At 68.7% G+C, this 21,487-nt stretch carries 13 protein-coding genes; 6 read left to right on the top strand and 7 right to left on the bottom strand.

All coding sequences use genetic code 11. The annotated features are described in order from the left end of the window. Nucleotides 1–14 precede the first annotated feature (14 nt). Nucleotides 15–1,022 (top strand): hypothetical protein, encoded by a 1,008-nt coding sequence (locus ACI1US_RS00975; RefSeq protein WP_461637406.1) that lies wholly within the window; start codon nucleotides 15–17, stop codon nucleotides 1,020–1,022. Here ACI1US_RS00975 and ACI1US_RS00970 read toward each other — a convergent pair. Together ACI1US_RS00970 and nudC are read right to left on the bottom strand one after the other, a co-directional pair. Then, nucleotides 919–2,598: an ATP-dependent helicase gene (locus tag ACI1US_RS00970; protein ID WP_461637404.1), complete on the bottom strand. Its 1,680-nt coding sequence runs from the start codon at nucleotides 2,596–2,598 to the stop codon at nucleotides 919–921. The two genes, ACI1US_RS00975 and ACI1US_RS00970, sit on opposite strands and share 104 nt — an antisense overlap. Next, on the bottom strand, nucleotides 2,595–3,482 hold the full coding sequence (gene nudC, locus ACI1US_RS00965) for an NAD(+) diphosphatase (protein WP_461637402.1): 888 nt from the start codon (nucleotides 3,480–3,482) through the stop codon (nucleotides 2,595–2,597). Before nudC ends, ACI1US_RS00970 begins: the two co-directional genes overlap by 4 nt. A gap of 112 nt (nucleotides 3,483–3,594) precedes the next feature. On the opposite strand from nudC, the gene ACI1US_RS00960 reads away from it, so the two are divergent. Next, on the top strand, nucleotides 3,595–4,821 hold the full coding sequence (locus ACI1US_RS00960) for a phosphotransferase (RefSeq protein WP_461637400.1): 1,227 nt from the start codon (nucleotides 3,595–3,597) through the stop codon (nucleotides 4,819–4,821). On the opposite strand, the gene ACI1US_RS00955 is transcribed toward ACI1US_RS00960, so the two are convergent. Further along, nucleotides 4,818–8,447: a UvrD-helicase domain-containing protein gene (locus tag ACI1US_RS00955; protein WP_461637398.1), complete on the bottom strand. Its 3,630-nt coding sequence runs from the start codon at nucleotides 8,445–8,447 to the stop codon at nucleotides 4,818–4,820. The genes ACI1US_RS00960 and ACI1US_RS00955 overlap by 4 nt on opposite strands. Next, nucleotides 8,444–11,743: a PD-(D/E)XK nuclease family protein gene (locus ACI1US_RS00950; protein ID WP_461637397.1), complete on the bottom strand. Its 3,300-nt coding sequence runs from the start codon at nucleotides 11,741–11,743 to the stop codon at nucleotides 8,444–8,446. The genes ACI1US_RS00955 and ACI1US_RS00950 overlap by 4 nt, the downstream gene beginning before the upstream one ends. A 100-nt stretch (nucleotides 11,744–11,843) precedes the next feature. Here ACI1US_RS00950 and ACI1US_RS00945 point away from each other — a divergent pair, with 100 nt between their 5' ends. Then, nucleotides 11,844–14,483 carry a penicillin acylase family protein gene (locus ACI1US_RS00945; protein WP_461637395.1) on the top strand — a complete coding sequence of 880 codons (2,640 nt, stop codon included), beginning with the start codon at nucleotides 11,844–11,846 and terminating at the stop codon, nucleotides 14,481–14,483. A 175-nt stretch (nucleotides 14,484–14,658) separates the two neighbouring features. Then, nucleotides 14,659–14,874: a DUF3107 domain-containing protein gene (locus tag ACI1US_RS00940; RefSeq protein WP_461637393.1), complete on the top strand. Its 216-nt coding sequence runs from the start codon at nucleotides 14,659–14,661 to the stop codon at nucleotides 14,872–14,874. Nucleotides 14,875–15,052: 178 nt separating this feature from the next. On the opposite strand, the gene ACI1US_RS00935 is transcribed toward ACI1US_RS00940, so the two are convergent. Beyond that, the gene (locus ACI1US_RS00935; RefSeq protein ID WP_461637391.1) at nucleotides 15,053–16,492 is read right to left on the bottom strand and encodes a bifunctional phosphopantothenoylcysteine decarboxylase/phosphopantothenate synthase; all 1,440 of its coding nucleotides are present in this window, start codon (nucleotides 16,490–16,492) and stop codon (nucleotides 15,053–15,055) included. Between the two features lie 86 nt (nucleotides 16,493–16,578). Between ACI1US_RS00935 and ACI1US_RS00930 the strand changes: the two genes are divergently transcribed. After that, nucleotides 16,579–17,301 carry an NRDE family protein gene (locus ACI1US_RS00930; RefSeq protein ID WP_461637389.1) on the top strand — a complete coding sequence of 241 codons (723 nt, stop codon included), beginning with the start codon at nucleotides 16,579–16,581 and terminating at the stop codon, nucleotides 17,299–17,301. 378 nt (nucleotides 17,302–17,679) lie between these two features. Here the strand turns inward: ACI1US_RS00930 and ACI1US_RS00925 are convergent, their stop codons facing one another. Both ACI1US_RS00925 and ACI1US_RS00920 read right to left on the bottom strand, forming a co-directional pair. After that, on the bottom strand, nucleotides 17,680–18,879 hold the full coding sequence (locus ACI1US_RS00925; RefSeq protein WP_416549726.1) for a methyltransferase domain-containing protein: 1,200 nt from the start codon (nucleotides 18,877–18,879) through the stop codon (nucleotides 17,680–17,682). Between the two features lie 2 nt (nucleotides 18,880–18,881). After that, nucleotides 18,882–19,601 (bottom strand): ferritin-like fold-containing protein, encoded by a 720-nt coding sequence (locus ACI1US_RS00920; protein WP_416549727.1) that lies wholly within the window; start codon nucleotides 19,599–19,601, stop codon nucleotides 18,882–18,884. Nucleotides 19,602–19,837: 236 nt separating this feature from the next. On the opposite strand from ACI1US_RS00920, the gene ACI1US_RS00915 reads away from it, so the two are divergent. After that, nucleotides 19,838–21,424, top strand: a complete 1,587-nt coding sequence (locus tag ACI1US_RS00915) for a DEAD/DEAH box helicase (protein WP_416549729.1) — start codon at nucleotides 19,838–19,840, stop codon at nucleotides 21,422–21,424. The last annotated feature ends 63 nt before the right edge of the window (nucleotides 21,425–21,487 follow it).

Below are 21,487 nucleotides of genomic sequence, written 5' to 3'. Positions count from 1 at the left end.
GCACACTGGTGGCTATGCGCGAATCTCACACCGTCACCCAAATCGATCCCACGCTCCCAGTCATGTGGGAGTCCGAGACGACCCTGCGGGTGGGGTTTGACCGCGCCGTCGCGCGGGTGGTCGCAGCCTCACCCGCCGCGCAGCGCGTCACTGCCCGGCTCATGCGCGGAGCCACGGACGAAGAACTCTCAAGCCGTGACCCGCGGGTCTCGCGCCAGGTGCTCGCAGCCCTCGCACCGGCACTCGTCACGCGCAACGTCTCAGTGCAGGCCTCCCCGGAGCAGCCCCGCAGTCCTCCCCCGCCGCAACGCTTGCGGCGAGCGCCAGCTCCAACACAGATGACACAGCCACCGCCGCAGCCACCGCAGCCACCGCGACCGCCACCAGCACCCCTGTTCCGGCAAGCGATCCGGACGCGGATCTCAGATGACGGCCGCGAGGTGAACCGACTCCGGGCGTCGTTGTCGGCACGCCACCTGTGTTCGTTCGTCAGGGGCGCAGCGCCCGAGCTCGCGGTTGAGGTGTTGCGGTTTCTCGAGCCCCTCGGGCGGACCAGCCGCTGGCTCACCTCTCGCACGCCGCACCTGCTCATCAGGTTCACCGACGAGGCCGCGCGGGTTGGACCGCTCGTTGCGCCGAGGGGTTCGCCCTGCCACGGGTGCGAGACCCTGAACCTCATCGACAGTGATCCTGCACTGCCCGCGATCGCTGCGCAGCTCTACGGCGGTGTTCCGGGCAGCGAAAACCCTGAGGTTTCAGCGCTCGTCTCGGCCGTTGCAACGTATGTGGTGCAGGCTTGGCGTCGCCGCGAGGCGTGGGTGCACACCCACCAGCTCACCCTCCCGGTACGGCGCGGCACTCTCGCGGGGCTCCCCACGCTCACCGAGATCGCCGTGCACCCAGAGTGCAGCTGTGCAATCAGTAATGAATCCCGGCCTCCGCCACAAACCGTGACGGGCGACGAGCGACACGGGCAGCGCTCGCAAAGCCAGAAAGGAGCAACACATCGCGCGCACGGGTGAAGGCGACATAGGCGAGCCGCCGCTCTTCCTCGATGTCATGTTCGGACTGAGCATGCGAGATGGGGAAGATCCCCTCGCTCAGCCCGACCACGTGCACGACCGGCCATTCGAGGCCCTTCGCCGCGTGGACCGCGCTGAGCGTGACGGCCTCCATCTTGGGCTCGTGCTGGGAGCGTTGCCGCGCAAGCAGTTCCTCGCTGAATTGCACGATCGTAGTACCCGCAGGCATCTCGTCGGCGAGCGACAGAATGGAGTTCAGCGCTTCCCAGCGCTCACGCTCGGCGGGCCCCTCGGGCGGCTTCGCAGACCACCCCACCTCGCGGAGCATGTCGCTCACGACCTGGAACAGGGGCCTATCGTCACCAGCCTTCGCCTGACCACGGATGAGCAGAATCGCTCTGCGCACATCGGCGCGGTCGTAGAAGCGCTGCGCTGCGTTCACCCGCACCGGAATGCCCTGCGAGGCGAGCGCCTCCTCGATCCTCGCCGACTGCGCGTTCGTACGGTACAGCACAGCGATGTCAGACGCGGGCACCCCGCGCGAGCGGGCCTGCGCGATTGCCTGCGCGACAGCCCGTGCCTCGTCCTGCTCGGTTGAGAACCATTCGAACCGGGGCACGCTCTCGGCGCTGTCCCGCATGGGCGCGAGTTGCAGCGCTCCAGGCTTATCGCGCATGAGCTTGTTCGCGCTCACTACGATCTCGGGAGTGGATCGGTAGTTTCGTTCGAGCCTGAACTCGCGGGCGTTCTGGTAGTCCGCCCCGAAGCGCAGCAGGAAGGAGCTCGACGCCCCAGCGAACGAGTAAATGGTCTGGCTCGCGTCGCCGACGACGCAGACATCGTCGCGCGCCCCGAGCCAGAGCTTGAGCAGGTGCCGCTGCAGCGGCGACACGTCTTGAAACTCGTCAACAGTGAAGAAGCGATACTGCTCACGAACCTGCAGTGACGCGCGAGGTTCGACCTCGAGCATGCCCGACAGCAGCACAAGCACATCTTCGAAGTCGATCTGCCTGCGCTCTTCGAGCAGCTTCGTATAGCCCTCGTGAATGGTGATGAGCTTGTCGGGGTCAAGCCCCGCGAGGGCGGGCCTGCGATCGAGCTGCTGCGCATAGCTGTCGATGCTCAGCATCGAGACCTTTCGCCACTCGATTTCCGCCGCAATATCTCGCAGCGTCTCACCGCTGAGCCGCAGCCCAAGCGACTCAACCGTCTGCGAGATCGCCGCGACCTTTCCTGGCAATAGTTGCGGCGCGTCACCGCCGACGAATTGCGGCCAGAAGTGACTGAGTTGCGCGAGTGCGGCTCCGTGGAAGGTACGGGCGCGCACCCCGTCTGACCCGAGTTCGCGGAGTCTGCCCTGCAGCTCCCCCGCGGCCTTTCGGGTGAAGGTGACCGCGAGCACGCGCTGCGGATCATACACGCCGGTGCGGACACCGTACGCGATCCGGTGAGTAATAGCGCGGGTCTTTCCCGTGCCGGCACCGGCCAGCACGGACACCGGACCCCGAAGCGCCTGCGCAATTTCTCGCTGGTCGGGGTCGAGCGCCTCGAGGATGCTCGCTGCGTCACCGGTCACTGTGGGGTGTCCTCCGCCCAGCGCTGCAGCAGCCAGCCGGCAATCGACACCGTGCCGGGAAGTAGGAGGCCGGGCTGCGGAGAGAGCACTTCCTCGCGGGTAAACCAGCGCAGCTCAGAGATCTCGGTCGGGTCCGGTGCGAACGCGTCCGGATCCTGATCCGCCGCCAGGCTCGCGTGGAAGCCCAGCATGAGCGAGCGCGGGAACGGCCAAGGCTGGGAGGCCACGTATCGGATATCGGAGACGCGCATCCCCGACTCCTCGAACACTTCGCGCGCCACGGCGCTCTCAAGCGACTCGCCTGCCTCGACGAACCCTGCGAGCAACGAGAACCGACCCGTTTCCCAGAGCACGTTGGAGCCGAGCAGCACCCGATCCTCATGGGTGATGAGCACGATGACCGCGGGATCGGTGCGCGGGAACAGCTCGCCACCGCTCGCGGTGCGCCGCGACCATCCCCCGTCAGCAACCTCCGTGGCTTCGCCGTCGCGCGGCGAGAAGCCGGCCGACTCGTGCCAGCGAACCACCGCGAGCGCCATCGTCACGAGCTCGCGTTCGGCGGGGTCGAGCTCGAGCACCGTTCTAAACGGGTGCAGCCAGTTCACCGACTGCTCCCCGGGCGTTTCCACCGCGGCAATCGCGAACACCGGGGTGCCCTCGTGCCTGCCCAGGTAGATGCGCTCGTTCGTGGGTGCCGCAACAGCCGCCGTCGACACCAGCGCGAGCGTTCCCTCGGGGTCGCGGATCGGCACCAATTGCCCATTGACCCGCAGCACGAGCGCGCCGGCTTCTGTCCAAGCTTCTTCGAGCAGCTCTGCCGATGCACGCGTGGCGGCATCCCGATCGATCAGACCCCCAGCAAGCGGTACTCGTTCCATACTCATACAACGATCTTCTCAGACTTCCATGCGGTGCCCGCGCCGGAATCCTCAGAGACTCCCGTGCGGTGCGCGTGGCGCGATGCGCGTTGGGTAACTGATGCATACGCTAATCACCATGGCCACCCTCACCCTTACCCTCGCAGCGCTCGCGACCAGCGCGGTGCCCGGTCTCGTGGCGGTCGCCGTCCGGCCTCACGAAGGTTCGGATGACGACTATTCCGCGGCGATCCTCACCACGCCTGACGACGAGATCATCGTGAGCGTGCCCAGAACGCAGCAGGCCGAAACGATCCAGTCCGCTTCAGCGCTCGGCATGGCCGCCCTCACCGACGGCGCGCGTGCGGAGCTGCCGTTCGCGGTGCCCCGCTCGCTCGGCATGACGCGGGCAGGCGATACGCGCGCGGTCGCCACAACGTTCTTGTCGGGCGCCCGCTTTGACGCGTCGGATCTCGCAGCTGACGCGATCCTCATCGACTCACTCGCCGAGACCCTCGCCGCGATCCACGCACTCCCCCGCAGCGTCGCACAGCAGGGTGGCCTGGTGGAGCGGACCGCCCGCGATCAGCGGCTGCTTGTGACGCGCGTTGTGGATCGGGCCCAGGCAAGCCGCTACCTGCCGGAGACCGTGCACGCACGCTGGACCGAGGTACTCGAGGCCGCTGAGCTCTGGGATTTCGAGCCGCTCATGGTGCACGGAACGCTCTCGGCCGACTCCCTACTCATCGAGGACGACCGCGTGAGCGGGGTACTCGATTGGTCGGGGCTCTCGATCGGCGACCCGGCGAGCGACGTCGCCTGGTTGTGGGAGGCTGGCGAGGACGTCTTCGACGCGGTTATGGGGCGGTACGCGAAGCGGTCGGGAATTGGCGAGTCGGCGGCGTTGCGGAGCCGTTCGGCGTTTTACCACGAGCTTGAGATCGCGAAGTGGCTGCTGCACGGCGTCGACACGCACGACGCGCAGGTCATTGACGACGCGGTCGGCATGTTGGATCGGCTCGTCGATCGGCTGAGCCTGCTCGCGGAGCCGGTTCCCAGCCGCAACCCCATTGGCGAGGCGGCGGCGATGGAGTTGCTCGGCCAGACGCCCGAGGTTGCTGACCGCTTGTCCGAGACCGCGGCGTTCGAGGCGCTCGACGAGGATCGAATGTTTGGCTTCGACACCGACTTTATCGAGCCGCTTCCCGAGGAGGATGCTGTTCGGGGCGGCGACGAGGCAGCCGCGAGTGGGGTCGGCAAGGGTTCGGCTTCGGACACAGCAGACGCGCAGCTCACGGAGCCGATCGACGACCTCCTGACCGAACCGATCAGCGACGACGACCTGCCCCGCGACTCCCGTCGTTAACCTGTCGTTCTAAGCTTTTCAGCAGCTCCCAACCACACGGTCTCGAGCTCTTCGAGGGTGCGCGACTGGGTGCCGCGGATCTCGACGTCTTCCGCGACGTAGAAGAGCGAGACATCGATGCGTGCGGGGTCGATGCCCGCCCACTGGGCGTAGGCGTGCCGGTAGAGGTCGAGCTGAAAGAGCCGGCTCTCTCGCTCCGCAGCGTTGGCAGGGGCACGCCCAGATTTCCAGTCGACGACCTCGTAGCGCGGTGCGCCGCCGCCTTGCGCGGCGGTCTGGGCACCGCTGCCTCCAGATCCGTCGTCTGCAGATTCTTCAGCGATCGCAGCGTCTGCGGCTTCGACCGGGTACACCGCGTCGAGCTTGCAGACGAGCGTGCGGCCAGCAAATGGCAGCGTGACCTCGAGCTCAACGGCTATGGGTTGGCGGCCCGCCCAGCGCGAGCGCTCGAAGTTCTCGATGAGCGGCTGCAGGTCGAGCTCGGTGTCGAACTCGCCGCGGCCCGGATCCCACTCTTCTGGGTCGAGTCCGAGCAGCGGCAGCGCCGTCCCGCCCGGGGTAGTCGCGCGGCGCTCGACCCACTCGTGGAATCGGTTCCCGACCCGGGTGCGGCGATACGGGCGCTGCGGCACCGGGCGGAGCCGGAAGCGTTCGGCGGCCACGGGATCCGCAACGAATTCGTGGAACGTCGACGCGGTGACGCGCTCGGGCAGCTCCCCCTCAGCCCCTCCGGCAGCACCGGCAGCGAGCGCTTCCGCGGCGGCGCGCTCAGCGAGCAGCAGCCGCACGGTCTCGTCGACGACGCCGGCGGCACCGGGTGCGATTGCGTCGGGCAAGGTAGCCGCAGCAGCAGCAGCCTCGGCCTCGGCCTCAGCACCAGCACCATCCGGCGCAGCATCCTCCCGGTCGGCGACCGCGGTCAGCACCTCGTGCGCGGCCTGGAACACTCCGGCGGCGCGGCGCCCGAGCGGGTCGAGCGGCCAGTTCGCCGTGAGCTCCGCGATCTCGCTCGGGTCTGTTTCGTGGGAGCTCTTTTCTGGGAGCTCAGGCGCGAACGACGCTTGGAGTTCTTGGAGGTAGACCGACGGGGTGCGCGGGCGGGTCTGACCGCCCCAGAACGCCCCGGACAGCAGCAGGAGACCTGCCGAGCGCGTGATCGCGACGTAGGCGAGCCTGCGCTCCTCTTCGGCGTGACGCTCCTTCAGCTCGGCACGGTACTCGTCGAGCCGCTCGACGACTTCCTTCTGGGTCGTCGCGATCCGCCAGTTGAGCTGCGGGCGTGCTGCCCGATCCCCGCGGAGCTCGTCTGGGAGCTCACCCGTGCGGAGCCAGCCGGATCCTGAGCGGGCACTGCCCGGGAACTCGTCGGTCACGAGCCTTGGGACGGCCACGATGTCCCACTGCAGCCCCTTCGAGCCGTGGGCGGTGATGAGTTGCACGGTGCCCGGCAGCGGAGCGGCGACGTGCTCGGCGACGTCGTCGTCCTCGATCGCGCGCTCGACCCATTCGAGCAGCGAGGCGAGCGTGCCGCGGGTATCGATCGCGAGGAACCCCTCGGCGAGGTCGGTGAAGGCATCGATATTCGCGAGCGCGCCGGCACCCGCGCCCCTGGCCTCATTCGCCTCAAGCTCGATGTCGAGGCGCAGCGCCTGCGTCACCGCGCCGATGAGATCGGCGGTGTTGCCGCCCACGCCCTGCCGGAGTTCGCGGAGCAACTGCCCGGCCTCGCGGAGCCGTTCGCGCCCCACCTCGGTGATGCCCTTGAGCGCGCTGTGGTCGAGGCTGCGCATCGTCGCGATTGCGTCGAGCGCGTCGATGAGCGTGAACTCGCGGTCGGGGTCTGGCAGCACGCTGTCGGCCGCCCGGTCTTCGTCGGCGAGCGGCTGCTGCGTGATGTCGCGCTTCGCGAACCACCGTGCCGCGTCGCGCAGCCCCGCGAGGTCGGCGACGCCGATGCGGAAGCGCGGGCCGGCAAGCAGCCGGATGAGGTCGCCGCCGGCGTCGGCGTACCAGAGGCAGCGCAGGCAGCTCACGATATCGGTGATCTCGGGGGTGCTGAGGAGGCCTCCGAGACCGACGATGCGATTGGGCACGCCTGCCTCGGTGAGCGCTGCCGCGAACGCTGGCATTGCGGCGCGCTTCCGGAAGATCACCGCGGCGGTCGGCGGCTCACCGTTCTTGCCGGGCGCTTCGGCGCGGGCCCGCGCTATCCAGGCCGCGAGCAGCTCGCGTTCTTCGTGCACGGTCTCAGGGAAGACAACCTCCACGCTGCCCTGGCCTGCCCCCGGCCGGGGCCGGAGCTCGGGCACGTCGACCACGGCGTTCGCGCGGAGTTCGGCGGAGACGGCGTTTGCAGCTTCGAGCACGCGCGTCGGGTTTCGCCAGCTCACCGAGAGCGTGAGGGTGGCTGCCGCGTCTCCCCCGCGGAAGTCAGCGTGGAAGGATCGCAGCCCCTCTGCCGATGCACCTCGCCAGGCGTAGATTGACTGGTGCGGATCGCCGACTGCCATCACGGGCATGCCACCGAAGAGCTTCGCAAGCAATCTGGTCTGCCCGACGGAGGTGTCTTGCACCTCGTCGAGCAGGATTGCCTGGTAGCGGCCACGCAGCACTCCGAGCGCCTCCGGGGCGGCGTCGAGCGCCTGCGTGGCGAGCGACAGCTGATCGGAGAAGTCGATGAGGCCGCGCCGCTGCTTCTCCTCGCCGTAGGCCCGCGCGAGCCTCGTGATAAGCGGGGTTTCTTCGATCGCTTTCACGGCGTCGCGCACCTTCGCGTACACCTTGCCGCTCGGCTTCTCCGGGTCTTCCTTGTCGTTATACGGGAGCCGCGTGACGCCGCGGAACTCAGCCACGAGTTGATCAACCCGGTCAAAGCTGGTGAGGTGGTCGGCGACGGCCCGATCCATTGCGATGACGTGCCTGATGAGCGTCGGCGTACGCAGCTCGCTCGTGACGAGCTCCGGGTCTTCGCTTGCGAGCAGCGTCTCTCGGGCGACCCGCCAGGCCGTCGCCTCGTCGATCACCACCGCGCCTGGCGCGAGTCCGGCCGACGCCCCGAACTCCTGCAGTACACCGGCCGCGAATGAGTTGTAGGTGCTCACGTCGGGCAGTTCGAGCCCGTCGGCAAGCCGCTCCTGGAGATCGTGCGCGCGCGCCAGTTCGGCCTCGCTGAGCTGACCGCGTTCACCGAGGTCTGTGAGCCTGGCGACGAACGCCCCGAGACTGCCAACGATGCGTTCGCGCAGCTCGCCCGCGGCCTTGCGTGTGAAGGTGAGGCCGAGCACCGAGTCCGGCTCGGCGAGCCCGTTCGCGACGAGCCAGACGACACGATTCGCCATCGTCTCCGTTTTGCCGCTGCCTGCGCCCGCAATCACGAGGGTGCTGCCCGCGAGCGGGTGTTCGATGACCGCGCGCTGCTCGTCGGTGGGGAGGAGAGGTGCTTCGCCGGATGGCGCGAGGATCTCCGCGATGCGGGTCGCCGAGAACACTGCTGAGGCTGCCGGCGCGGCGGCTGGTGTTGCTGCCGGCGCGGAACCTGCCGGCGCGGAGGCTCCTGCCGGCGCCGCGGTCCCAGCGGACCCAGCGGGCACCGCCTCCGGCGCTCCTGCCGCGGGTGTTTCGCTCATGCGTGGCTCACCGCCTGGATGATGTGCAACCGGCAGTTGCCTGGCCGGTGCGGGTCGGAGCAGTGGTGCTCGATGCGCGCCGTGAACTCGCCGGCGGCCATCGTGTCGGCCACGTCGGAAATTCGCGCCACGAGCAGCTCGCGGGCCTCCTCGCTGAGCCCAGCCTGCTCGCGCTCGACATACCCCTTGCCTTTCGCGGCGTCTGGATGCACGTAGAGCAGCTTGGCGGCGGTGCGAATCTCCTGCTCGCCGGAGGTGTCGATGCTGCCGGTGTCAAACGCCCCAAGCGCGACACCGAGCTGGTAGGCCTGCAACTGCACGTGTTCCTCTGCCTCTGGTTTGGTCGCGGTTGACCGCCCCGTTTTCAAGTCAACGACGGTGATCTCGGCACCTTCTGGGGTGCGCTTCGCCTCCAGCCGGTCGGCGATACCGCGCAGCTCAGCGCGCCCCACCGCGAGGCTGAAGCTCGATTCCTGCCCGAGCAGCTCCCGCCCCGAGGCCTCGAACTCTCGCAAGTAGTCTGCAAGGCCCTCGGCCATCTGGGCCGCCGTGCGCCGGGCTCGTTCTGACTCCCACTCAGCGTCGAACGGCAGTTTCTTCCACTCGGCTTCGATCGCGGCGAGCATCTGTTCTGGATCGTGCCCGTCGACCGTTTCAAGCGCGTGGTGCACGAGCGTGCCGAGGCTCGCCTGCACGCTGCCTGCGCCCCCGCCGAGCGAGCCGATAACCCAGTCGAGCGCGCAGGTCTCGGCCTTGTCGAGCTGCGAGGGGCTCACCGGCACGGGTCGTGGCTCTTCGTCGTCTGCCTGCGCATAGAGCGGGGCGGTGCTTGAGGGTTCGAGCACGCCGTACCACTCGCGCGGGTGTGCCCCCGCGGCTCCCGCGGCGGCGAGCTCTGCGAGTGAGGCAACGGCGGCGGGATCGTCTCCGGCGGCCTCGACGGCTCGGCGACGCATCAAGGCGGTAATGCCGCGGAGCGTGAGCCGCGAGCTCGGGAGCCCCGTCACGAGGAATTCACTGCCGAGGCCAAAGAAGGGGCTCGGGTGGCTCTCCTCGTCGGCCACGGCGACCACGAGCAGTTCCTCGCGCGCGCGGGCGCAGGAGTGCAGGAAGAGGCGGAGCTCGTCGTGCGTCGTGTCTCGCCGCGACGGCATGAGTGCCTCGCCGCCGCGCAACCAGCGCTCGAGCGCCGCGGTGCCGAGCAGCGAGCCGCGAGCTCGGAGGTTCGGCCAGGAGCCGTCTTGCACGCCAATCACGGCGACGAGCGCAAACTCTCGCCCGATCATGCCCTGCGGCGTGGTCACGGTCACCGACTGCCGCTCGCTGCGCTGCGCGAGGGAATCTTCCGGAACGGTGCTGCGCAGAATGTCGTCCAGCAGTTCGGCGATGGGCTGCTCGCTGTCCTGTTCTTCGTGTCGCTGCAGGGTGAAGAACAGCCCGAGCACCGCGTCGAGCGAGCGGTTCGCCTCATCGGCGCGCAGGCCCCGCCCAGAGATGGCCTCCTGCTGCCAGCGTTCGGCGAGCTTCGCGCCGTCCCACAGTGCCCAGAGCACCTCGCGCGGCGTTCCCCCCGCCTCGTGCACTTTGACACCCGCTGCGGCCATGAGGCCGAGCTTGCGGATCGCTCGCCCGCCCCCACTGTCGATCGCCGGGCTTGGGCCGGGAAACGCGAAAGCCTCGAGGACGACCTCGTCGACCGCGGCTGCCTCGCGTTCTTCGTCGCGGGCGAGGCGGCGTTCGTCGAGCAGCAGCGCCCCGCGAAGCCTGCGCACCGCCACCGGGTCGAGCCCGCCGATCACACCGCCGGCAAGCCTGAGCACCCCGGCCGCGTCGAGCGGCGCGATGCCAAGCGCGTGCTGTTGCAGGGCGACGAGTTCACGCACGATCTGGTGTTCGCGAAGCACCAGCCCGCCCGCGGCCACGCCCGTGGGAACCTGGTGGCCGGCGAGCAGCCGCGCCACGCGCGCCACCTCGCCGCGCGTACGGCAGACCACCGCCATATCGTTCCAGTTGAGGCTTCGGTCGCTGTCGATGCTTTGCTCGCCGTCGAGGCCATGCTCGCTGTCGAGGCGTTGCTCACTCTCGAGGTCTCGCACGCTGTCGGAGTCTCGCTCGCCGTCGAGGCCGAGCTTGCGGGCGCGCATGCGGTGCGCGATCGCGCCGAGCTGCTCGGCCGGTGTCGAGACCCGAGCGAACTCCACGGAGCCGGCGGAACCGGTGACTCCAGCGGCATCCGCTGTCTCGGCGGCTTCAGCGGCCCCAGCCGTGCGGTGCTCGGCCACGCCCGCGGCCCCGATCCGTCCGCTGAGATCACTGAGAAAGCCCCGGATCTCCGCCCCGTGCCGGTAGACCGTGCTCAGCGTCACGACCTGCTCCACGGCCCCGGGCGCTGCCTGCCAGCCGCGCCTCGCGAGCTCCCCGCTGATTCCCGCGAGCACCCGCGTCCGCTCGCCCTGGAATGCGCCCGTTGCCAGGTCAGGATCGCCAAACATCCATACCGCACTCCCGGCAGCGGCGCACGCAGCGATGAGCGCGAGCTGCCCCTCACCGAGCTCCTGCGCGTCGTCGACAATGAGCAGCTTCGGCGAGGCGGCACGCCCCTCACGGATGGCGCTCGCTGCGAGCCTGAGCAGGCCGCTCGAGCTCACCTCCCCGGGCCGCGTAGCCGCGAGGCCCGCCTGCACGGCGTGCAACAGTTCGAGCGATTCGAGCCAGCGACCGACGAGCGCCGGGTCTGGGCCGGCCGTAAACGCCTCGCGCGCAGACTCGCTAACCACCCGGGTGAGTTCTGCCGCGAGCGTCGTAGGCTCGAGGTCGAAGTCGTCGAGTACTCGCCAGAGTTCACGCAGCTCCGCACGGAAGGGGGCGCTCAGCAGCACCTCGGGGGCGAGGCCGTCAACGGGCCGCGGCGCTGATCCCTCAACAATCGCAAGGACCGCCTCGGCAATCGCTTCGTCTTGGACCGTGCCGGTGAGCAGCCTCGGGGGCGTGTCGCCCGCGTTCGCCGCCGCGCGACCGAGCACCGCAAACGCGAGCGAGGATGCCGTACGCACGGGAGCCCCGCCCATGGCCCTGGCCACCCGCCGATGCACGAGCTCGCGCAGTCGAGCGGCGACCAGCCGGTTGGGCGCGAGTACGAGCACATCGCCCTCTTCCCAGCCGTCGCGCGCAGCAGCGCGGGCGAAACTCTCGACCACGAGAGACGTCTTCCCACTTCCCGGAGCCCCGAGCACGCGGGCGTGCGAGCTCGGATCGAGATCGAGCACTCGCTGTTGCGACGGGTCAAATGCGGTCATGCATTTAGCCTACTGAGAGCGTCCGACATCCGCGCCCGGCCGTGTGGCATACTCAAAGTTGGTTCCGTGATTTGGCACGGCCCTCAGAGTGGAGGAACAGATGACTCAGGCCACTGACGCGCTCAGCATGACTCCGGAGGCCGGACCGGCGAAGAAGAAACGCCGCGGCCTGCGCGTCGTCGGTTGGATCCTCGCGAGCCTCGTGCTCGTGACACTCGTCGCTGCCGGTCTCGGCGTGTGGACGGTGCAGCGATCCTTCCCCACCACCTCGGGAAGCGTCACCGCGGCCGGCCTCACGGGAGAGGTCACTGTGCAGCGCGACGAACGCGGAATTGCCACCATCACCGCCGACACGAGCGACGACCTGTTCTTCTCCCAGGGCTACGTGCACGCGCAGGATCGCTTCTGGGAGATGGACTTCCGCCGTCACCTCACGAGCGCTCGCCTGTCGGAGCTCTTCGGCGAATCACAGGTCGGCACCGACTCGTTCCTCAGAACACTCGGGTGGCATCGTATTGCCGAACAGGAATACGCGAACATGAGCGACGAGGCCCGCGCATACTACGAGGCGTATGCGGCCGGCGTGAACGAGTATCTGGCAGACCACACGGGCGGCAAGCTGTCGCTCGAATACGCTGTGCTCGGCCTCCAGAACCCGGGGTACGAGCCCGAGCCGTGGGATCCGGTCGACTCGATCGCCTGGCTCAAGGCAATGGCGTGGGATCTCCGCACGAACATCGAAGACGAAACGGCGCGGGCACTGCAGGCGCAGTTCCTTGACGCCGACGAGCTCGCAGAGCTCTACCCGGGCTACCCGTTCGACGAGCACCCCGTGATCCTCGCCGACGACCCCGCGGGCTACCGGGTCGTCGCGACCGGCAAGCTCGAGCAGGGTGCGGCCTTCGTCGAGGAGAGCTTCGCGCAGCTCATCGAGTCGCTGAACCTCACGCCACTCGAGGAGCTACTAGGCAAGGTCGACACGCTCGTGTCGGGCCAGGGTGAGGGGATCGGATCCAACTCGTGGGTCGTCTCCGGCGAATACACCGACACCGGCAAGCCGCTGCTCGCGAACGATCCGCACCTCGGCGCCGCGCTCCCCTCGGTCTGGACCCAGATGCAGCTGCGCTGCTCGACCGTCTCCGACGCGTGCCCCTTCGACGTCGCGGGCTTCAGCTTCTCGGGCCTTCCCGGCATCGTCATCGGCCATAACCAAGACATCGCCTGGGGCTTCACGAACCTCACCACCGACGTCGCCGACCTCTTCGTCGAGAGCGTCGAGGGCGACCGGTACTGGTACGACAACGCCTGGCACGACATGAAGACCCGTGAGGAGACCATTAAGGTCGCCGGCGGCGAGGACACGACGATCACCGTGCGCGAGACCGGGCACGGCCCCATCGTCTCCGGGCTTACCGGCGAATTCACCGAGATCGCCGAGTCACCGCGCGCTGAGACACCCGAGGGCAAGATCCTCCCCGTCGGCCCCGGCGACATGGGCGGCATCATGCCCTACTCCGAGGCGGCGCTCTCGCTGCGCTGGACGGCGCTCGACGCGGGATCCACCCCCGAGGCAATCTTCATGCTTAACCGGGCGGAGAACTTCACCGACTTCCGCGAGGCCGCGAGCAAGTTCGACGTGCCGGGGCAGAACCTCATCTACGCAGACCCCGAGGGCAACATCGGTTACCAGGCCCCGGGCAAGCTCCCGATCCGCGCGGCCGGCCAGCAGGGCTTCCTGCCGACCCCGGGCTGGAGCAGCCAGTACGACTGGAAGGGCTTCATCCCGTTCGAGGAGCAGCCGTGGTCATACAACCCGAAGGCCGGCTACATCGTCACCGCGAACAACGCGATCGTGAATGACGACTACCCCTACTTCCTCAGCCGCGACTGGGACTACGGCTACCGCGCCGACCGCATCGTCGAGCTACTTGAGGAGAAGATCGCCGCGGGTCCAGTGACCGCGGAAGACATGGCCGAGATCCACATGGATAACCAGATGCCAGCGGCGTCCGCGCTCCAGCGTGCGTACGCGTCGGTGTCAGCGGAGGATCCGCAGCTGCAGACCGCCCTCGACCTGCTCGCCTCGTGGGACGGCCAGAACGCGATGGACTCTGCTCCCGCGGCATTCGCGAACGTGCTCTGGGAGCACGTCACGGAGCGGCTCGTCTCGGGCCGCGAAGGCGAGATCCCGCGCGACGACCAGTCCCGCTTTGCCCGAATGTTCGCGCTGCAGCTCGACAACCCCGACGCCGCCTGGTGGACCGCCGGCGGCAGCGCCTCGCAGGAGGATCTGCTCATGGACGCCGCCGAGGATGCGCTCGCAGAGCTCACCGAGCTGCAGGGCAAGAACCCCGAGAAGTGGAACTGGGGGAAGCTCCACGCGATCACCCTCACGCACGGATCCTTCGGCGAGAGCGGGATCGCGCCCATCGAGGCGCTGTTCAACCGCGGCCCGTACGACACCCCGGGCGGATCAGGCGTCGTGAACGCGACAGGCTGGGCGCTCGGCGAGGGCTACGAAACCTCGACCGTGCCGTCAATGCGCATGGTCATCGACGTCGCAGACTGGGACGCGTCGACCTGGCAGAACCTCACGGGCCAGAGCGGCCACGCCTTCCACAAGAACTACACGGATCAGGTGAAGGGCTGGGCGGTCGGCGAGCAGTACCCGTGGGCGTTCACGCCCGAGGCGGTCGACGCGGTGACGAAGGACACGCTCACGCTCACGCCCGCGAAGTAGCGACGTGTGCCGGTTCCGGGCGACCCCGCGCCCGGAACCGCGCCGCTCCTGGGGCTGCGCTGACGGCGAACGTGCTCTCGTTTCAGGGCGAGCGCCACGTCAAGCCCCATACACTCGAAGCAGGAAGGGTTGCGGTGTATGCCGCGACCGAACACGAATTGTCCAGGAGGCAGCTGTGGAAGTACGGATCGGCATCAACCAGTCGGCGCGCGAACTCTCGTTTGAGACCGACGCTACGGCCGACGAGCTCAGCGCACTCATCCAGGCAGAGCCGACCGGGATCGTCTCGATCGCAGACAGCAAGGGCCGCAAGTTCCTCGTGAACCGCGAGGCGATCACCTACGTCGAGCTCGGCAGCGACACCTCGCGCCGGGTCGGCTTCGTCAACTAACGCTTCGCCGCGGCGCTCACACTTCGCCGCACCGGCAACGCTTCAAGTCCTGGTCAGTTTGCGCCAGGGGCACGCGGTACACGTGGTCCCGGTTGGCGCAAACTGACCAGGACTTCGTCGTTTGGCGAGCCGGCAGGCACAGGCCGCGGGCACTGGCCCGCAAGCACAGCCCGCAGCGCTACTCGACGAGCGCGCTCTCCATCTCCTCAAGCCCACCCGCGTCGAGTTCGTCGCTCACGGCGTCGAGCAGCGCGTCCGCGACCTCCCGCTTCGTCCCGGCGACCGCAGCGACCACGTCGCCGTCCATGTCGAGCACGCGCACCTCGTTGTCGTCAGCCTCGAAGCCGTGCGTCCAGCCGACGGCGTTCACCGCGAGCAGGTCGACCCCCTTGCGCGCGAGCTTGCGGCGTCCGCGCTCAAGCAGCTCGTCTTCGCTGTCGACGGTTTCGGCCGCAAACCCGACGATCACCTGCTCGTCGCTCCGCTCGCGCACGAGGCTCACGAGAATGTCGGGGTTCTCGATGAGGGTGAGCGTGGGGGCATCTCCCGGAGAGTCTTCCTTGCGCATCTTCTCGTCCGCGACATCGGCAACTCGGTAATCGGCGACGGCAGCCGCCATGATCACCACACGCGCGCCCTTGGCCGCCGCGTGCGCGGTCGTGTCGAGCTCAGCGGTCGTGCCGACGGGCACGATGCGGATCGCAGGATCCCCCGCCACATCCGCAAGCACCGTGCCATCGATGTTTGCCGCGAGCAGCACGACCTCGGCGCCACGATCCGCAGCGGCGGCCGCGACCGCAACACCCTGCCGCCCGCTCGATCGGTTGCCGAGATAGCGGACTGGATCGATCGGCTCCCGGGTACCGCCCGCGGTCACAAGCACCCGCACGCCCGCGAGATCCCCCTGGGCGCGCGCGTCCCGGTCAATCTCGGCTGCCGCGCTCCCCGCGGAGCCAAGCAACGGCCCGCCCGAGAGCGGCGCGGCAGCGGCGGGAACCTGCGCCGCCCACTCGCGCGCGGAATCATCGACGCCCGCGGCATCCGGATCCCCCGCCCCGTGAGCTTCGTCGCTCGGTGCGGGCGGCGATCCAACCCCCGCAAGCATGTCCTGCACCCGCGCAAAGATGTCAGCCGGCTCACTCATACGCCCGGGCCCCGAGTCGTCGCCCGTGAGCCGCCCGCTCTCGGGGCCCACGAACGCGACGCCGCGCGCGCGGAGGATCGCCACGTTGTCCTGCGTCGCCGGGTGCTGCCACATCTCAGTGTGCATCGCCGGGGCGACGAGCACGGGTGCCTTCGTCGAGAGCAGCGTCGTGCCGAGCAGGTCGTCGGCGAGGCCCGCCGTCATCCGGGCGAGGGTGTTCGCGGTCGCCGGGGCGACGATCACAAGGTCGGCGTTCTGGCCAAGGGCGACGTGCCGTACCTCGGGGACGTCGTCGTGCACCGAGGTCGTCACCGGGTGGCGGCTGATCGCTTCCCAGGTCGGCTGCCCCACGAAGCGCAGCGCGTCGGCGGTGGGCACGATGTGCACCTCGTGGCCGGCCTCGACGAGGAGGCGGGCGAGGGCGACAGCTTTATACGCGGCGATTCCGCCGCTCACTCCGAGCACAATATTCACGCCCCCATCTTCGCACTCACGACGAGTTTCGGCACCCTCCCTGCGGGCTTCCCCGGCGCTCGCCGACCGGCGATACACTCGAACCCATGTGCACGGTTGTGATTGAGGTTCCCGCTGACGAGTCCACTCCGACCCGCGTGCTCGCGGTGCGGGACGAGGATCCTTCACGCCCCTGGGATCCGCCCGGTGAGTGGTGGCCCGAGTCGCACCCGGGAACGCTCGGGGTGCGCGACCGTCGCGCGAACGGCGCGTGGCTCGCATTTGCGCCCGCGGCGGGCCGGCTCTCGGTCGTCGTGAACCGGGCCGCCGAGATGGCGGAGCCCGCCGGTGGTTTCACCTCGCGCGGCACTCTTGTACTCGAGTCGGTTGCGGGCGGCGAGCTTGCGGATCCGCCGACTTCTGCCCCGTTCTCCCTCGTCGAGGTCGTGGGATCCCGCGCCACCGTGTCCTCCTGGGACGGGATCGCGCTGCGCCGCGAGGAGCTCTCCCCCGGCGTGCACATGCTCGCCCACCACGACGTCGACGACCCGCGCTCGGAGCGGATCGCGCGCTGGCTGCCAGAGTTCCAGGCGCTCGCCGGTGCTCCTGAGGCCGAGTGGCGTGCGCAGTGGCTCGGCTTGCTCGCCCGCACGACCGAGGTCGGCACGACTGACGATCGCGCGATCGTGCGCGACAACCGGCCGCTCGGCTACCCGACGCTCTCACTGCTGAGCTGCGTTGCTGATGTGGGGTCTGACAGCGTTGACCTCGAGTGGGCGCCGTTTGAGACGCCCGGCAGCTGGGGAACGCCGGAGTTTAAGGCCGCGTAACTTCCGGATCCCGCCGGAACACCCCCTTCCTGCAGAAGCATCCCCTTTCTACGCGTAGAAATCGGGTGCTTCTGCAGGAAGGGGGTGCTTTCGTGAGCTCATCACCACGCACACAACGCCCAAGGACCTGCGACGTGGGTCCCACGGCGGGAGCTCCCGGTGGCTCCCTCCGCCGCGGCATGTGTCCGTCAGTGGGAGCTGCGGAACGCGCTCAACCCGGGCCCACCCGCCTCACGGCAAGGGTGCGAAGCGCCCGCGGCAGCACCACCCTGCTGCTACCCCACGGACCCCCGTGTAATCCATTCCGCCCCGTGTGCGGCCCACGTAAGAGTCGGACTAGATAATTCGGGGCAGGGAGGATGCCAAGGCGGCGCCCACTCAGGCGCGCTCGAGCAGCACCGCGACCTCGAGGTGCCCCGTGTGCGGGAACATGTCGAACAGTCGCGCAGACCGCACCCTGAGCGACGGCATCCGCGCGAGGTCGCGTGCGAGGCTCTCCGGGTTGCAGCTCGAGTAGATGACGTGTGGGATCGCGGATCCTTCGATCCAGTCCGCGAGCGCCTCGCCAATGCCGCGCCTGGGCGGGTTAACCACGACGAGCTCCGGGAGTTCCGCGGGCGCTGCGGCGAGCGCGAACTCGGTGGCGTCACCCGCGAGGAACCGCGCGGCGATGCCAGCCTCCTCCGCGCTGCGCTCGGCCGAGCGGATCGCCTGCTCACTGAGCTCGACGCCGAGCACGTCACGCACGACGCCGCCAGAGCCAGAGCCCACGGGCCCAGAGCGCGCCGTGAACAGCGCGAACCCGCCGACCCCGCAGTAGAGGTCCCACAGCGACGCGGGATCCACGCCGTCGACCCACGCAGCGGCCTGCTCGTAGAGCGCGAGCGCGACCCGGGTGTTCGTCTGGAAGAAGCTCTGCGGGCGCAGGTACAGCGTCACGGGCTCGAGGCCGTCGCCGAGTTCCATCGCGAGTGCGGAGCCCACGAGTGGTTCCTCGCGCTCGCCTTCGAGCACGGCCTTATGCTCGGGCAGCAGGTTCACGGAGATGACGGTGGCCTGCGGCAGCAGCTCGCGTAGCTCGTCGACGCGGCGGCGGATCGCGCCGAGCCCGCCCTCGCTGCGCACGACGAAACGCACCATGAGTTCCCCTGCGGGGCTCACGGTGACGTGAATGTACTTGAGTTCGCCTGCGCGCTTCGGCACGGAGTACGGTGCGATGCCGAGGTCGTTGGTGAAGGCGGCAAGCAGCGGGATCACGCGCTGGATCTCGGGCTCGTGGATGAGGCAGTCAGTGAGGTCGATGCCTATGCCTCCGCGGTCGAGGATCCCGAGCGTCACCGCGCCAGCGACGCCGCCCACGGCGAGCTTCGCGCGGTTGCGGAAGCCCGCGACGCCGCCTCCGACAGGCGCAAGCCAGGCATCGCTCGGCACCTGCGGCAGCAGGTCGGCGCAGCGCTGCTGCTTCTCGTCGAGCTGGGTCTGGATCGGCGTCTCGATGAACGTGCACGATCGGCACAGCCCGGCCTCGAAGTAGCGGCAGTGTGGCGGCGCGGGAAGGAGATTCACGGGCGACACCATCGTTAGGCGGTGAGGCCGAGACCGTCCATGCGGCGGATGTGGTCGGCGATGAGCTCGGTGAACACGGGTTCGACCTCGCTCTCGACGAACTCGCGCTTCTCGCTGAGGTTCAGCACGGCGCGCGACACGAGCAGCGTGTCACCGACGAGTCTGCGGCCCCAGAGGGCGAGCCAGCTGGAGAGCTTCGGATCGTCTTCGAGGGCCTGCTCGAGCAGCCCCTTCAGGGCTGCCCGGCCCTCGCCGCCCTTGAGCACGGCGATGACGTCGGTGCGGTAGGAGTCTTTGAGCCCGGTCGCGAGGCTCGCGAAGAAGTCGTCGAAGAGGCCGCCGACGAGGTAGAGCGAGAGCACGTGCTGGTGCCAGTCCTCGGTTTCGATGCGCTCCACGTAGTCGTTGATGACCTTCGTGAAGGGGCGCATGACCTCGTGTGGTTCGGCACCGCGGCGGCGGATCTCGTCTGCGAGCCGCTGCTGCTTCGAGAGAGTTTCGCCTGCGACGCGGGCGAGCGTCTCTTTCGCCTCGAGCGTTGCTGCGCCTGAGACACCGCGGGTCGCTGCTTCGTACAGTTCGAGCTGCAGGTATGCGGTGAGGCCGAGGAACGGCATGATGCCGGGGGCGAACTCGGCGAGGTCGACGCGCTCGGTCTCCGAATCACTCGCGTGGGACAGCGACGCTTTTGACGGCGCTTGTTTCTTGCGCAGTCTACGGATCCAGTCGAACACGATGCTTAGCTTACCGCCGCGAACCGGCAACGCGGGAATACCCAGCCACATAGTGGAAACACAGCCGGAATCACGCAGTTGTTGCTCTGCCCGCATAGACTGGCAGGACACGTATTTTTCTTCGTCGCCGTTGGAGCGGCGGAGGCTGCGCCCTGTACACCGCGCAGCAATGCACAATCGAACACAGAACAGGACCAGGCGTGACCACATTTGCAGAACTCGGTATCGACCAAGACATGGTTGATCAGCTCGCCGAAAAGGGCATCACCGAAGCATTCCCCATTCAGGAACAGACAATCCCCCTCGCCCTCACCGGCCAGGACATCATCGGCCAGGCAAAGACCGGCACCGGCAAGACCTTCGGTTTTGGCCTTCCGCTCTTGCAGCGCGTCGGCGCGAACCCGGAGCCAGGCGTGCAGGCGCTCGTCGTCGTACCCACGCGCGAGCTCGCAATGCAGGTCTTCGAAGACCTCGAGCTCGCCGCGAAGGGACGCGCGGCAACCGTCGTGCCGATCTACGGCGGTAAGGCGTACGAGGGCCAGATCGAGCAGCTGAAGGCAGGCGCGCAGATCGTTGTCGGCACCCCGGGACGTCTCCTCGACCTCGCCAGCCAGCGCGTCCTCAACCTCGGCAACGTCCGTGAGATGGTGCTCGACGAGGCAGACAAGATGCTCGATCTCGGCTTCCTCGCCGACATCGAGAAGCTGTTCTCGCAGACCCCCGCCGGCCGCCACACCATGCTCTTCTCGGCAACCATGCCGGGCATCATCGTGTCGCTCGCGCGTCGCTTCATGACGAACCCGATCCACATCCGCGCAACCGACCCCGACGAGGGCCAGGCGCAGGCAAACATCGAGCACATCATCTACCGCGCGCACTCGCTCGACAAGGATGAGGTCATCGGCCGCATCCTCCAGGCTGAGGGCCGCGGCAAGACCGTTATCTTCATGCGCACCAAGCGCGCGGCAGCCCGCTTGCAGGAGGAGCTCACCGACCGCGGCTACGAGGCTGCGGCGGTGCACGGCGACCTCAACCAGGATCAGCGCGAGCGCGCCATGGCGTCGTTCAAGACCGGCAAGAAGGACGTGCTCATCGCGACCGAGGTTGCCGCGCGCGGCATCGACGTCGACGATGTCACCCACGTGATCAACCACACCGTGCCCGACGATGAGAAGGCGTACCTGCACCGCGTCGGCCGCACCGGCCGCGCTGGCCGCACCGGCATCGCCGTGACCTTCGTCGACTGGGACGACATGCACAAGTGGGCGCTCATCAACAAGGCGCTCGAGTTCGGGATCCCGGAGCCGACCGAGACCTACTCGTCGTCGCCGCACCTGTTCACCGACCTGAACATCCCCGAGGGCACCAAGGGCCGTCTGAAGGCGACTCCCGTGAAAGACGCTGCTCCTCGTGGCGAGCGCTCGGGCGAACGCGGTGGCGATCGCAACCGCAGCCGCACCTCGGGTGGGCGCTCGGGATCGGGCTCGCGCGCAGAGGGTGGATCACGCACTGACGGAGGATCGCGCTCAGAGGCTGGCAGCGGCGAGGGTGGCGCGAGCCGCATCCGCCGCCGCACGCGCAGCGCAAACCCGCAGGGTCAGGGCCGGCACGAGTCGCACGGCCACGAGCAGCACGGCCACGACGCTGACGGCGGCAGCGAGCCCGGCGCACCCGCGCCGACCACCGGCCCTGACGGGGAGGCGGCTCCCCGCCGTCGCCGCCGTCGTGGCGGCCGCGGTCGCGGTGCAGCAGCTGCTGGCGCGGCCGAGGGCGGCTCGGGCGAGGCTTCGGCCGTTCCGGCAGCAGACTCTCCCGCGGCGTAGCCTCGGCGCAGTGCCGTGACCTGCGGGTCCGGCACCTGATCCACCGACTCTGGCCGATCACGC

The sequence above is a fragment of the Leucobacter sp. BZR 635 genome (assembly GCF_048061935.2).
Lineage (GTDB): Bacteria > Actinomycetota > Actinomycetes > Actinomycetales > Microbacteriaceae > Leucobacter.
This window is presented reverse-complemented; position numbering and strand designations above follow the sequence as displayed.

What these genes read in the sequence shown, in the direction of transcription:
- ACI1US_RS00975 (WP_461637406.1), top strand. Translation starts at nt 15, where the DNA reads ATGCGCGAATCTCACACCGTCACCCAAATCGATCCCACGCTCCCAGTC.
- nudC (WP_461637402.1), bottom strand. Translation starts at nt 3,482, where the DNA reads ATGAGTATGGAACGAGTACCGCTTGCTGGGGGTCTGATCGATCGGGAT.
- ACI1US_RS00960 (WP_461637400.1), top strand. Translation starts at nt 3,595, where the DNA reads ATGGCCACCCTCACCCTTACCCTCGCAGCGCTCGCGACCAGCGCGGTG.
- ACI1US_RS00955 (WP_461637398.1), bottom strand. Translation starts at nt 8,447, where the DNA reads ATGAGCGAAACACCCGCGGCAGGAGCGCCGGAGGCGGTGCCCGCTGGG.
- ACI1US_RS00950 (WP_461637397.1), bottom strand. Translation starts at nt 11,743, where the DNA reads ATGACCGCATTTGACCCGTCGCAACAGCGAGTGCTCGATCTCGATCCG.
- ACI1US_RS00945 (WP_461637395.1), top strand. Translation starts at nt 11,844, where the DNA reads ATGACTCAGGCCACTGACGCGCTCAGCATGACTCCGGAGGCCGGACCG.
- ACI1US_RS00930 (WP_461637389.1), top strand. Translation starts at nt 16,579, where the DNA reads ATGTGCACGGTTGTGATTGAGGTTCCCGCTGACGAGTCCACTCCGACC.
- ACI1US_RS00925 (WP_416549726.1), bottom strand. Translation starts at nt 18,879, where the DNA reads ATGGTGTCGCCCGTGAATCTCCTTCCCGCGCCGCCACACTGCCGCTAC.
- ACI1US_RS00915 (WP_416549729.1), top strand. Translation starts at nt 19,838, where the DNA reads ATGGTTGATCAGCTCGCCGAAAAGGGCATCACCGAAGCATTCCCCATT.